The sequence below is a fragment of the Mesorhizobium onobrychidis genome, assembly GCF_024707545.1.
GTDB classification, from domain to species: domain Bacteria; phylum Pseudomonadota; class Alphaproteobacteria; order Rhizobiales; family Rhizobiaceae; genus Mesorhizobium; species Mesorhizobium onobrychidis.
In genome coordinates, this window is the sequence record NZ_CP062229.1 from 334165 (window position 1) to 346271 (window position 12107).

Consider the following 12107-nt stretch of genomic DNA (forward strand, 5'->3'; position numbering starts at 1 on the left):
CAGGTAGCCGACCGGATCGACAGCCCCCGCATCTAGGGCGGGAATCGCGGTTTCCAGATGATGTTACGAAGATTTAATCTATCGGGTCGGTGTCGCCCGCTCGCCAGATGCATGGCTGGAGTCCAACCCTGGATGAAGGGGAGTAGCGCCGACCTGAAACAAAAAACCCGCCTTGCGGCGGGTTGTTGGCGCGATCAGCACCATACGCAAATCGATAGCATAGTTGCCGGCACAAAGCAAGAACAAAATTGCTGACAGAGATCACGAGCTCGCATGTTTCCCGGCTCTGCCCTGCCGGCCATCGAAGCCTCTTATGCGCCGATCCCGTCTGTCCGCCTGAGATAGCTGTTGGCGATTTCGCGCATCCGTTTGGCATTGAAGCTTGGTCCATGGCCGCCATGGCCGATGCGGATCGGCAGGTCGAGCAGCCGCCGCATGGTGCGGCGATAGGCTGATCGGTCGGAGTCCGGCAGATCGTCGATCAGCATGGCGTCGTAGATGGCGTCGCCGGCGAAGAACAGGCCGTCGGCCTCATCGAACAACGCGATCGAATCGGGCGAATGGCCGGGCAGATGCAGCACGCGGAATTGCCGATCGCCGAGGTCGACCAGATCGCCCTCGTCGAGCGTCCGCGTCAGTGGCGCCGGCGGAATCTTGTAGTCGGCTGCTTTCCAGCCCGGCGCCGGCAGCTTCGAGACGGCGCCGTCGAGATCGTGAAACATGTGGGCGTAGGTGACCGCTTCGTCCATGCTGTCGAAATGCGCGGCACTCATTCTGGGCCCGGCCCGCAGCGGGAATTCATGCAGCGAGCCGACATGGTCGAGATGGATATGGGTAGCGACGACGACCAGCGGCTTGCCATCAGGCGTGTCGATCTCCGGCGCCAGCGGGCAAATCCCCATGCCGGTGTCGACAAGCAGGTCGACGTCGCGGCCGCGCAGATGCCAGATGTTGGCGCGCACGAAATCATGCACGAACGGCTCGGTCAGCATGGTTGTAACTGCGTCGACCTTCGTCTTGCTGAACCAGTCAAGCATCACAAGATACCGGCATCAGAATAGAGCGGGGCTCAGACGAACGGTTTTCCAACCTTATATTTTTCGGGGACCAGCCGCTTCAGATAGGCCATTCCCGCATCGGAGAGTTGGTTGACCTCAGGCAGCATGAAATCGTCTGGCATGTGGCGCGTCTTGCCGGCGACGTTTTTCAGCGGCACCTTGTTCAGCACGGTTTTCTTGCCGTCATATTGCAGCGCCACCGAGCCGCCGCCCTGTTCGGCGACAGCGACCGCAAAGACACCGGCATCAAAGGCTTCCTGTGCATCGACGGGGTTGATGGCGCCGACATAGCCGCGCGGCATGTAGCCGAGCGCATCGACCCGCGCCCGTTTGCCCGGCAATCCTTCGGCCAGCGCGCGCTCGAGGGCGGCCGGCAGGTCGCTGCCCGACAGCTTGACGTTGCCATGCGCATCGCGCTCCAGTTTGTCCGGCGGCACAAGGCTTTCGACCAGCGCCTTGCCGTCGGCGGTGCTGACGCCTTCGGACACGGCGACGATGCAGCGCTTGTGGCGGTCGAGCGTGGCGCGAACATCGTCGATGAAGGCCGCGGCAGAGAACGGACGCTCCGGCACATAGACGAGATGCGGGCCGCTGTCGGGATCAAGCTGCCATGCGGCGGCGGCGGCCGTGAGGAAACCGGCATGCCGCCCCATGACGATGCCGACATAGATGCCGGGCAGAGCACGGAAGTCTAGGTCGACCGAGAGAAAGGCGCCGGCGACGAATTCGGCTGCCGAAATGAAGCCGGGCGTGTGGTCGTTCTCCTCGAGATCGTTGTCGATGGTTTTCGGCGCATGGACGAAAGCCATCTTGCCACCGGCGGCGTCGGTCAGGATCTGCTGCGTGCCCGACGTGTCGTTGCCGCCGATATAGATGAAGGCGTCGGCGCCGGCCTTCTTCAGGCCGTTGAGGATGATCTCGCAATAGGCGTCATCCGGCTTGTCGCGGGTCGAGCCAAGCGCGGAGCTCGGCGTTGCCGCAATCAGCCGCAGCCGATCCTCCGGAATGGCTGAGAGATCGACATAGTTGCCGTCACGAATGCCGCGCACGCCATGGATCGAGCCCAGGACTTTGGCGCCGGGATGCCGCTTGCGGATTTCGAGCGCGGCGCCCACCATCGTTTGGTTGATGACGGCGGTCGGACCGCCGCCTTGCGCGATCACAAAAGTTCCGGACATGCTTCACGTCTCCCGAGCAGTGGCTTTGCAGGCACCTTCGCCTGTCTTGCGAGATCACGCAACGGGAGAGTCGAGCAGCCGCGCCGGCCGCTTCGAGGTCAGACGATAACCGGGAGGGTCAGACGACGACGACCGGGTTCTTCCTGGAGACGCGGCTGTAGAGGTCGATAATGTCCTGGTTGATCAGGCGAACGCAGCCCGACGACATCGCCTGGCCGATGCTCCACCATTCGGGCGAGCCGTGGATGCGGTAGCCGGTGTCCTGGCCGTTCTGGTAGATGTACAGCGCGCGCGCGCCGAGCGGGTTATCGAGGCCGCCGGGCTGCCCGGCCTGCCATTTCACCAGTTCCGGCTTGCGGGCGATCATCTCGGCCGGCGGCCTCCAGGTCGGCCATTCCTTGCCGTACTGGATGTTGGCGCGGCCGGACCAGCGGAAGCCTTCCTTGCCGATGCCGACGCCGTAACGGATCGCGTCACCGCCGGGCTGCACCAGATAGAGCAGCCGCTCCTGAGAATGGACGACGATGGTGCCGGGCTGCTCGCCGGTCGGGTCGACGACGATCTGGCGGCGGAACTCCGGCTTGACCTTGAGGTAGGGCACTTCCGGCAGCGTGAAGCCGCCGTCGGTGACGGAGGCATACATCACACCAGGGCTGGTGATGTTCTTGTCGACGCTGATGCTCGGGCGGATGGGGGTGATCGCGCCGGTTGTGACGCCGTCGAGTTGCAGCGCCGAGAGGTCGAGCGTCTGGCTGCAGCCTGCGACGCCGAGTAGCGCCAGCGCACCGGCGCCGGACAACACCGTGCGGCGGGAAAGCTGGATTTCGGAAATTTCGATTTCGTCGCCATTGTACGGCGGCGTCAGACCTTGCGGCAACTCACGCATCTACCCAAACCCTACGCTGTCGGCGGGAAACACGGTCCGCCCGAATGGAGTGCATTTTCACCAATCATGGTTGAAAAAGCGTGAAGAACTGTTGCCCGACGTTAACCAGGCGCCTTTTCGATTTTTGCCTCTTTACATCTTCGTGAGGCCAAGGATTTATCCTCTTCTTTGAGCTCAAGGAGAAGAAAATGTCCTTCGAAAACTGGGCCGCCTTTGCCGCCGCCTCGACGATCCTTCTTGTCATTCCCGGCCCGACCATCCTTCTGGTGGTGTCCTATGCTCTGGGCCAGGGCTGGCGCACCGCGCTGCCGATGGCGGTCGGCGTGGCGTTTGGCGATTTTACGGCGATGACGCTGTCGATGCTGGGCATCGGCGCGCTGCTGGCGGCGTCGGCCACCGTGTTCACCGTGCTGAAGGTGATCGGCGCCGGCTATCTGATCTATCTCGGCATAAAGCTGTTTCGCGCCGGTGGCACGCTCAAGGCCGAGCCGCGCCTGGACGCGGTGTCGTCGGCCAAGATGATGGCGCATGCCTGGCTGGTCACCGCGCTCAACCCGAAAAGTATCACCTTCTTCGTCGCCTTCCTGCCGCAGTTCCTCGACCGGCACGCCGATTTCTGGACGCAGATGCTGATCTTCGAAACGACCTTCCTGGCGCTCGCCTTCGCCAATGCCTTCGGCTACGCGCTGATCGCGGCAAGGGCGCGCAACGTCGTGCGAAATCCCCGGGCGATCCGCATCTTCAACCGCACCGGCGGCACGCTGCTGGTCGGCGCCGGCATCGCCACGGTGGCGATGCGCTCGGGCAATTAGAGCAGACGAAATTCGCCTGCCGCAATTTTTGCTGCAGGCCCAGAATTACGAATTACGGTGACAGTACACCATTCGCTTTTCCCCGCCTGCCGCGGTTTCCTGATTTCACGACTTTCCGGTTTGCTCGGCAGTCCGGGCCAGAAGTGCTTCACTGTCCACCGGCCGCGCAGATGCCGACATCGGCGACGCGGCAATGCAAGTCGAGCCATGCGGTCAATCTACACACAGCGACAGCCGAGCAAACGTAGCAAAAAATGCACTGTCACCGTAATTCAGTAATTCGCCGTAATTCGTCACCGTAATTCGTCAACGACCTCAACAAACTCCTGCCGTGGGCTTGGAAGTACTGGAGGGTAGTGCGAGAGCCAGACGCTTACTCGAGGGCCGCCTCGATCGCCAGGATGATCTTCTCGGCTTTCAGCGTCGAGAAGCTGATGCCCTTTTCAGGAAAATAGGCGGCAGCAAGCCGCACAGCTTCGCGCAACGACATGCCCACAAAGCCAGCTATATCCTCACCATCGGCGACGGGCTGCGGAACGGCGATCATCACCACCAAGCCTTTCTGCTCTCGAGAGAAGTGGCCGAGCTTGTAGCCCTCAAACTCAGGCTTACTGACCGAGCCAGGCAGAATGAAAATCGGATTTATCCATGCCTCGGTACCATCGTTATAACTCGCATCACGGACATCGGCGGCGACGTTCATTGCCTTGTTGAGCATTGAGTGGACGAGGCTGCCGCGCTGTTCTGGGCCGCCAAATTGATTCCCTATCGCTATCATTACCCTTGCCTTTTCAACGCCACGGCCTGCGCTGTCACAGATTTGGTAGTGAACGCAATAAAGCGTCAGCTGCACCTAAAAAGTCGTTGCGAAGGGCTTTCAAAGCCTGCTTGATATCTCCAGGTGACCTTGCCAAAGAGTCAAACCCGTCGCCTACATATTTGCTGAAATCCGCAGCTGCTGCCGGCCCAGACCTGATTAGCGCGCCGACCGCTAATGTTGTAAGATCGGATCCACAAATTGTGTGGTCGTCGATGGGTGACCCATGGCAGTCAGGGACGCATTCGGCCTGACGTTTTCGGGCGCGACGGAGGCCGGGTTCTCGTCCTACAGCCAGGCCGTGCGCGAACTGCAGTGCTTCATCGGCGATCCGGTCGCCTCGGTCGACCGCGCCATCGCCGAGGATCCCGGTTTCGTTATGGCGCATGTGTTCAAGGGCTATCTTTTCGGCCTCGCCACCGAGCGCGAGGCGATAGCCGTGGCCAGGACATGCCACGAGGCGGCACTGCCGCTTGCCGCCACACCGCGCGAGCAGGCGCATGTCGCAGCGCTCGGCCATCTTGCCGCAGGACGCTGGCATGAAGCCGCCCGTCTGCTCGAGGATATCGCCATCGACTTCCCGCTCGACGCGCTGGCGCTGCAGACCGGGCACCAGATCGACTTCTTCACCGGCAATGCCCGTATGCTGCGCGACCGCATCGGCCGCGCGCTGCCGTCGTGGCAGAGCGGCATGCCGGGATACCACGCCATACTCGGCATGCAGGCGTTCGGGCTGGAGGAGATGGGCGACTATGCGCGCGCCGAAAAGCTTGGCCGCGCAGCAGTCGACATCGAGCCGCGCGACGGCTGGGCGCAGCACGCCGTCGCTCACGTCATGGAAATGCAGAGCCGGCAAAAGGACGGCATCGCTTGGATGCGCGCCAACCCGGAAGCGTGGACGCAGGAAAGCTTCCTGCAAGTGCACAATTGGTGGCATCTGGCGCTGTTCCACTACGATCTCGGCGAGACCGACGACGTGCTGGCGCTCTATGACGGGCCGATCTACGGCGAGCGCTCGACGCTGGCGCTCAACATGGTCGATGCTTCGGCGATCCTGTGGCGGCTGCATCTCGGCGGCGTCGATGTCGGCGCCCGCTGGGCAGCACTTGCCGCCAATTGGGCCAAGGCCAGCGCCGGCAACTATGCCTTCAAACGCGACGATGGCCTTTGTCGGCGCCGGCCAAGAAGCGCCGGTTCGCACCTTGCTCGAAGCGCAGCGCGAGGCCATGCGCGGCAACGACGACAACGCCGCTTTCACCCGGGATGTCGGCCATCCCCTGACGCTCGCCGTCAAGGCATTCGGCGACGGCAATTATGCCGAGACGGTACGTCTGATCCGGCCAATCCGGGCGGTCGCCCACCGCTTCGGCGGCAGCCACGCGCAGCGCGAACGTCATCGACCTGACGCTGATCGAGGCGGCGCTGCGGTCGGGCGACCATGCGTTGGCAAGGGCACTTGCCGCGGAACGCGCGCTGGCGCGGCCGGACAGTCCGCTGTCAGCACTGTTCTCGCGGCGGGCGGCCGATTTGTCGGAGAATTGACCGGAGGCGTATCTTGTCTTAAAAACTGCCAAGTCAGATTTTTTCGAGATCCGAAAAAATTAATGGCATTGGGAGGACATCATGTATCTCGGCCTCGATCTGGGCACGTCGGGCGTCAAGGCGCTTTTGATCGATGCCGGGCAGACGATCATCGGCTCCGGCCACGCGTCGGTGGACGTGTCGCGGCCGCATCCCGGCTGGTCCGAGCAGAACCCCGCCGAGTGGATCCGCGCCTGCGAGGAAGCGATCGCGGAACTCAAGGCTTCCCATCCAGGACAGCTCGCCGCCGTGATAGGCATCGGCCTCTCCGGCCAAATGCACGGCGCCACCTTGCTCGATGCCGGCGACCAGGTGCTGCGCCCCTGCATCCTGTGGAATGACACGCGCAGCCATGCCGAGGCGGCCAAGCTCGACGCCGATCCGCGTTTTCGCAAGCTGACCGGCAACATCGTCTTCCCCGGTTTCACCGCGCCAAAACTGGTCTGGGTGAAAAACAACGAGCCGGACGTTTTCGGCAGAGTGGCAAAAGTATTGCTGCCGAAGGATTTCCTGCGGCTCTGGCTTTCCGGCGAGCATATTTCTGAGATGTCGGACTCTGCAGGCACGTCCTGGCTCGATGTCGGCAAGCGAGACTGGTCAACCGACTTGCTTTCCGCGACGTCGCTCGATGAAGGGCAGATGCCGTCGCTGGTCGAAGGCACTGAGAAGGCCGGCGCCTTGCGCAGCGAATTGGCCTCGAAATGGGGGATGCAGGCGGGCATCCCGATCGCCGGCGGCGCCGGCGATAATGCGGCCTCGGCCTGCGGCATGGGCACGGTCGCAGCCGGCCAGGCCTTCGTCTCGCTTGGCACGTCAGGCGTGCTGTTCGCCGCCAATGCGTCTTATCTACCAAACCCGGAAAGCGCGGTGCACACATTCTGCCACGCGCTGCCCGATACCTGGCACCAGATGGGCGTCATCCTGTCGGCAACCGATTCGCTCAACTGGCTGTCGGAGATATCAGGGAAAGGCGCTGGCGAGCTGACCGCCGAGCTCGGCGATACGCTGAAGGCGCCGACCGGCGTGTCCTTCCTGCCTTATCTCTCCGGCGAGCGCACGCCCCACAATGATTCGGCCATTCGCGGCTCGTTTACCGGGGTTGCGCATGAATCGAGCCGCGCCGTGTTGACCCAGGCCGTGCTGGAGGGCGTGGCTTTCGCCTTTCGCGACAGTCTCGAAGCCCTGGCCAAGGCCGGCACGACGCTGACGCGGGTGACGGCGATCGGCGGCGGCTCGCGCTCGCGCTACTGGCTGAAGGCAATCGCCACCGCGCTCGGCCTGCCGGTCGACATTCCCTCCGACGGCGATTTCGGCGCTGCCTTCGGTGCGGCCCGGCTCGGCATGATCGCGGCGACGGGCGCCGATCCGCTCAGAGTGTGCACGGCGCCGGCCACCGATGCCACCATCGAACCGGTCGCCGCACTAAGCAACGCCTATGCGGATGCTTATCAGCGCTATCGCTTGCTTTACCCAGCCATCAAGGCCGCCACGGCGTGAGTGGTTTCCCACCCCCGCCGAGGCCTGAGATGATCTCACTGTGCCGGAACCTTGTCGAGAAAGCCGGTGACGCTTTTCAGGCGGCCATTCTCGATGACACCGATGTCGGTGCCTTCGATGACGGAATCCGTGCCTTCCGGCCCGAGATTCCACGAGAAGCGGATTGTGTCGCCAAAACCGTCCGGCTTGCCCTTCAGCGAGAACCGGAAGCCGGCAAAACGCTGCTGAACGCCGTCGATCAGTGCGGCGACGCCATCATGGCCGTCGCCCTGCATGATCGGGTCACGATAGCTGACGTCTTCGGTGAAGGTCGCCTTGAGCAAGGCAGTCCGGCGCGCGGACTCGCTCTCGTTCCAGGCGGCGATGTAGTTTTCGGCGATCGTGTTGAGGTCGGTCATGGTCTGTCTCCTTTGTTGAGTGGCTTTGACATGACCGTTTTCATCCAGCGCCAGCGCGAAACCAATTACGCCTAAGGTAATCAGGACAGAACCATGCGAGAGGACAGACAATCATGACCAGTGGGTTTTTCGGCGACATCCAAAAGATCAAATACGAGGGGCCGGATTCGACCAATCCGCTGGCCTACCGCTTCTACAATCCCGATGAAATTGTCGCCGGCAAGCGGCTGGAAGACCATCTGCGCTTTGCCGTCGCCTACTGGCATTCGTTCGCCTGGCCGGGCGGCGATCCGTTCGGCGGCCAGACTTTCGATCGGCCGTGGTTTGCCAAGGCCGGCGGGGTCGACACGATGGAACTGGCCAAGCTCAAGGCCGATGTCGCCTTCGACATGTTTGCGCTGCTCGGCGCACCCTACTTCTGCTTCCACGATGCTGATGTGCGGTCGGAAGGAAAAGATTTTTCCGAAAGTGCCGCGCGCCTCGACGAGATATCAGATTATTTTGCGACGAAGATGAAGCAGACCGGCGTCAAGCTGCTTTGGGGCACGGCCAACCTGTTCTCCAACCGCCGCTTCATGTCGGGTGCCGCCACCAATCCCGACCCGGATGTCTTTGCCTATGCGGCATCGACGGTCAAACACTGCATCGACGTCACCAAGCGGCTGAAGGGTGAGAATTATGTGCTGTGGGGCGGCCGCGAGGGCTATGAGACGCTGCTCAACACCGACCTTGCCCGCGAACAGGAACAGGCCGGCCGCTTCCTCAACCTGGTCGTCGACTACAAGCACCGGATCGGCTTCAAGGGCACCATCCTGATCGAGCCGAAGCCGCAGGAGCCGACAAAGCACCAGTACGACTATGACGTCGCCACGGTCTACGGCTTCCTGAAGCGCTTCGGGCTGGAGAAGGAGGTCAAACTCAACATCGAGCAGGGCCATGCGATCCTGGCCGGCCATTCCTTCGAGCATGAACTGGCGCTGGCCAATGCGCTCGGCATCTTCGGCTCGATCGACATGAACCGCAACGACTACCAGTCGGGCTGGGACACCGACCAGTTCCCCAACAATGTGCCGGAGATGGCACTGGCCTATTACCAGGTCTTGCAGGCAGGCGGCTTCAAGTCCGGCGGCACCAATTTCGACGCCAAGCTGCGCCGGCAGTCGCTCGACCCACAGGATCTGCTGATTGGCCATATCGGCGGCATGGATTGCTGTGCACGCGGCCTCAAGGCCGCCGCGCGCATGGTCGAGGACAAGGCGCTGTCCGCCCCGCTGGCCGAGCGCTATGCCGGCTGGAACTCCGCCGAGGCCAAGGCGATGCTTGCTGGCAAGCGGACGCTGGAGGAGATCACCGAGCGCGTCGTCAAGAAGAAGATCGAGCCGCAGCCGAGATCCGGCCGCCAGGAACTGCTCGAGAATATCGTCAACCGGTACGTCTGAGGTGTCGCACCGGCGGGTCTTTGACCGATCCGCCGGCCCGGAACAGCTTTGCGCGAGGGCGGAACCGACGACAAGGTTTTGCCTCGCACCGCCCCTCAATCGCCTCGCTCTTGCCTTCAAACAGCCGTCACGAATCCGGTATAGTGTAGTTCGTGGCGGGAACAGAAAGAAGGAGGCGAAACGATATGCAGCACGAACGCGAAATCGACGCCCTGCTCTCATCTGGCGAGGCTGGATCGATCATCGACCGGCTGATGGCGCTGCCGCATCCGAAACATGGTGCGCGGAGTGCAAACGAATGGGATCGTGCGGTCGCCAGCCGCTTTGAGACCCATCTTGCGAGACAGATGCGCTCGCAGATCGACGGCAAAAGCGACCGCAAGGACGCTGCCTAATTCCGACTATACCCTACGCAGCCTGACCGGCGCTTCGCCGAAAGCTCTGGAAAACGCCCTGGAAAATGCCGCGGCGGACGAGAACCCTGTTCGCCCGGCAATATCGGCCATGGCCACGCGCGTGTCGACCACCAGCCGGCGCGCCGCACCCAGCCGCAGCCTGAGATAATAAGCGCCCGGCGTCTCGCCGATCGACTTGCGAAAGATGCTTTCCAGCGTTCGCGCCGTCACCCCGGCGCGCTTCGCCACCGCGGCGATGGTCAGCGGCTGGTCGACATGCGCTTCCATCAGCCGGATGGCTTGCGCCAGCCGCGGATCGTAGCCGTCGAGGCGGCCGAGCGAGACCAGCGGCTGCGCGTCGGTCGCCGCCCGCGCCTGGTCGTAGATGAAGACACTTGCCACATCGAGCGCGACGGCCATGCCGAGCCGCGTGCGGATCAGATGCAGCATCAGGTCGAAGGTCGGCGAGGCGCCGCCCGAAGTGAAGACCGGCCCGTCGATGACGTAGCGGTCGGGGCGTACATCGACGCCGGGAAAGGCCGACGAAAAATCCTCCATGTCCTCCCAATGGGTGGTGGCGCTGCGCCCTTCCAGCAAGCCCGCGCGGGCAACCAGCCATGTGCCGGCTTCGACACCGCCGCAGGCGCGTGCGGCGCGCGCCGCACGGCGCAGGCCGGCAAGCAGGGCCGATGTGGCATAGTTCTGCGTGCCGAACCCGGCGACGACGACAAGCATATCGGTTGTATCCGCCGCATCGAAGCGGCCGCTGACCCCAACCGGCAGGCCGCATGTGGTGATTGGTGCTTCGCCGGTCACCGAAACCAGCCTGAAATCGAACAGCGTCTCGCCGGCAATACGGTTGGCGGCGCGCAGCGGATCGACGGTCGATGCCACGCACATGATCGACGAACCGGAAAACACCAGCAGCGTCACCTTGAGCGGCGAACGCTCGGCGCGAAAGATCGAAAGCTTTTCGGTTTTTATCATACGCTCTTCGTAAAATGCAAAACAGTTTCCTGCAAGTCAGGCATTGTTGCCATCTGTTCGATCGGGCCCATGTTTGATTGGGCCATGTTTGATCGGAGTCGTCTGTGCCGATTGGGAGAGTCCGATGCCGCTTGCAATGAACCGTGAGGTTTTCATTACCTGTGCCGTGACCGGGTCCGGCAGCTCGCAAGATCGAAGCCCGCATGTGCCGCGTTCGCCCAGGCAGATAGCCGATTCGGCCATCGATGCGGCAAAGGCGGGTGCGGCGATCGTCCACTGCCACGTGCGCGATCCCGAAACCGGAAAGCCGCGCCGCGACGTGCATCTCTACCGCGAAGTGACCGAGCGCATCCGTGCGGCAGACGTCGATGTGGTGCTGAACCTGACCGCCGGCATGGGCGGCGACATGGTGTTCGGCTCGCCGGAAAACCCGCTGCCGCTGAACGAGAAAGCCACCGATATGGGTGGCGCCAGCAACCGCGTGGAGCATGTGCGCCAGTGCCTGCCGGAGATCTGCACGCTCGACTGCGGCACGATGAATTTCGCCGAAGCCGACTATGTCATGACCAACACGCCCGGCATGCTGCGCGCCATGGGCGGCATGATGACGGCGCTCGGCGTCAAGCCGGAGATCGAGGCCTTCGACACCGGCCATCTGTGGTTTGCCAAGCAATTGGTCGAGGAAAAGGTACTGGATCCGGACGCGCTCGTGCAATTGTGCATGGGCGTACCATGGGGCGCGCCTGATGATCTCAACACCTTCATGGCCATGGTCAACAACGTGCCGTCGAACTGGAATTGGTCGGCGTTTTCTATCGGCCGCAACCAGATGGCCTACGCCGCCGCTGCGGTGCTGGCCGGCGGCAATGTCCGCGTCGGGCTCGAGGACAGTCTCTGGCTCGACAAGGGCGTGCTGGCGACCAATGCGCAGCTGGTCGAGCGGGCGGTCAGCATCGTGTCGAACATGGGCGCAAGGGTCATCGGCCCGGATGAGGTGCGCAAGAAGCTCAACCTGACGAAGCGCGCGCCGCTTTGAACAAGCAATCGGTAGGGAGGAGC

The 12107-nt window shown here is 62.8% G+C and carries 11 protein-coding genes and 1 pseudogene; 6 read left to right on the forward strand and 6 right to left on the reverse strand.

The window, feature by feature from the left end; all coding sequences use genetic code 11:
- Positions 1-311: 311 nt before the first annotated feature.
- The 3 genes from IHQ72_RS01525 to IHQ72_RS01535 form a co-directional block, all read right to left on the reverse strand.
- Positions 312-1037, reverse strand: a complete 726-nt coding sequence (locus tag IHQ72_RS01525; RefSeq protein WP_258120829.1) for an MBL fold metallo-hydrolase — start codon at positions 1035-1037, stop codon at positions 312-314.
- A 32-nt stretch (positions 1038-1069) separates the two neighbouring features.
- Positions 1070-2236, reverse strand: coding sequence for a diphosphate--fructose-6-phosphate 1-phosphotransferase (locus IHQ72_RS01530; protein WP_258120830.1), 1167 nt, complete (start codon positions 2234-2236; stop codon positions 1070-1072).
- Positions 2237-2354: 118 nt separating this feature from the next.
- The gene (locus tag IHQ72_RS01535; protein ID WP_258120831.1) at positions 2355-3122 is read right to left on the reverse strand and encodes a L,D-transpeptidase; all 768 of its coding nucleotides are present in this window, start codon (positions 3120-3122) and stop codon (positions 2355-2357) included.
- Positions 3123-3310: 188 nt separating this feature from the next.
- On the opposite strand from IHQ72_RS01535, the gene IHQ72_RS01540 reads away from it, so the two are divergent.
- On the forward strand, positions 3311-3934 hold the full coding sequence (locus IHQ72_RS01540; RefSeq protein ID WP_258120832.1) for a LysE family translocator: 624 nt from the start codon (positions 3311-3313) through the stop codon (positions 3932-3934).
- Positions 3935-4307: 373 nt separating this feature from the next.
- Here the strand turns inward: IHQ72_RS01540 and IHQ72_RS01545 are convergent, their stop codons facing one another.
- Positions 4308-4787, reverse strand: coding sequence for a hypothetical protein (locus IHQ72_RS01545; protein WP_258120833.1), 480 nt, complete (start codon positions 4785-4787; stop codon positions 4308-4310).
- A gap of 190 nt (positions 4788-4977) precedes the next feature.
- On the opposite strand from IHQ72_RS01545, the pseudogene IHQ72_RS01550 reads away from it, so the two are divergent.
- Together IHQ72_RS01550 and xylB are read left to right on the forward strand one after the other, a co-directional pair.
- Positions 4978-6293: pseudogene (locus IHQ72_RS01550) on the forward strand (tetratricopeptide repeat protein).
- Positions 6294-6374: 81 nt separating this feature from the next.
- The gene (xylB, locus tag IHQ72_RS01555) at positions 6375-7829 is read left to right on the forward strand and encodes a xylulokinase (RefSeq protein WP_258120835.1); all 1455 of its coding nucleotides are present in this window, start codon (positions 6375-6377) and stop codon (positions 7827-7829) included.
- A 35-nt stretch (positions 7830-7864) separates the two neighbouring features.
- Here the strand turns inward: xylB and IHQ72_RS01560 are convergent, their stop codons facing one another.
- On the reverse strand, positions 7865-8227 hold the full coding sequence (locus IHQ72_RS01560; RefSeq protein ID WP_258120836.1) for a nuclear transport factor 2 family protein: 363 nt from the start codon (positions 8225-8227) through the stop codon (positions 7865-7867).
- Positions 8228-8340: 113 nt separating this feature from the next.
- On the opposite strand from IHQ72_RS01560, the gene xylA reads away from it, so the two are divergent.
- Positions 8341-9666 carry a xylose isomerase gene (gene xylA / locus IHQ72_RS01565; RefSeq protein WP_258120837.1) on the forward strand — a complete coding sequence of 442 codons (1326 nt, stop codon included), beginning with the start codon at positions 8341-8343 and terminating at the stop codon, positions 9664-9666.
- A gap of 185 nt (positions 9667-9851) precedes the next feature.
- Positions 9852-10061: a hypothetical protein gene (locus tag IHQ72_RS01570; protein WP_192356109.1), complete on the forward strand. Its 210-nt coding sequence runs from the start codon at positions 9852-9854 to the stop codon at positions 10059-10061.
- Between the two features lie 6 nt (positions 10062-10067).
- On the opposite strand, the gene IHQ72_RS01575 is transcribed toward IHQ72_RS01570, so the two are convergent.
- Positions 10068-11048: a GlxA family transcriptional regulator gene (locus IHQ72_RS01575; RefSeq protein ID WP_258120838.1), complete on the reverse strand. Its 981-nt coding sequence runs from the start codon at positions 11046-11048 to the stop codon at positions 10068-10070.
- 124 nt (positions 11049-11172) lie between these two features.
- Here IHQ72_RS01575 and bcoG point away from each other — a divergent pair, with 124 nt between their 5' ends.
- A complete protein-coding gene (gene bcoG / locus IHQ72_RS01580; protein ID WP_258120839.1) occupies positions 11173-12084 on the forward strand; it encodes a 3-dehydrocarnitine:acetyl-CoA trimethylamine transferase BcoG in 912 nt (303 codons plus the stop codon).
- The last annotated feature ends 23 nt before the right edge of the window (positions 12085-12107 follow it).

What these genes read in the sequence shown, in the direction of transcription:
- IHQ72_RS01525 (WP_258120829.1), bottom strand. Translation starts at nt 1,037, where the DNA reads ATGCTTGACTGGTTCAGCAAGACGAAGGTCGACGCAGTTACAACCATG.
- IHQ72_RS01530 (WP_258120830.1), bottom strand. Translation starts at nt 2,236, where the DNA reads ATGTCCGGAACTTTTGTGATCGCGCAAGGCGGCGGTCCGACCGCCGTC.
- IHQ72_RS01535 (WP_258120831.1), bottom strand. Translation starts at nt 3,122, where the DNA reads ATGCGTGAGTTGCCGCAAGGTCTGACGCCGCCGTACAATGGCGACGAA.
- IHQ72_RS01540 (WP_258120832.1), top strand. Translation starts at nt 3,311, where the DNA reads ATGTCCTTCGAAAACTGGGCCGCCTTTGCCGCCGCCTCGACGATCCTT.
- xylB (WP_258120835.1), top strand. Translation starts at nt 6,375, where the DNA reads ATGTATCTCGGCCTCGATCTGGGCACGTCGGGCGTCAAGGCGCTTTTG.
- IHQ72_RS01560 (WP_258120836.1), bottom strand. Translation starts at nt 8,227, where the DNA reads ATGACCGACCTCAACACGATCGCCGAAAACTACATCGCCGCCTGGAAC.
- xylA (WP_258120837.1), top strand. Translation starts at nt 8,341, where the DNA reads ATGACCAGTGGGTTTTTCGGCGACATCCAAAAGATCAAATACGAGGGG.
- IHQ72_RS01570 (WP_192356109.1), top strand. Translation starts at nt 9,852, where the DNA reads ATGCAGCACGAACGCGAAATCGACGCCCTGCTCTCATCTGGCGAGGCT.
- IHQ72_RS01575 (WP_258120838.1), bottom strand. Translation starts at nt 11,048, where the DNA reads ATGATAAAAACCGAAAAGCTTTCGATCTTTCGCGCCGAGCGTTCGCCG.
- bcoG (WP_258120839.1), top strand. Translation starts at nt 11,173, where the DNA reads ATGCCGCTTGCAATGAACCGTGAGGTTTTCATTACCTGTGCCGTGACC.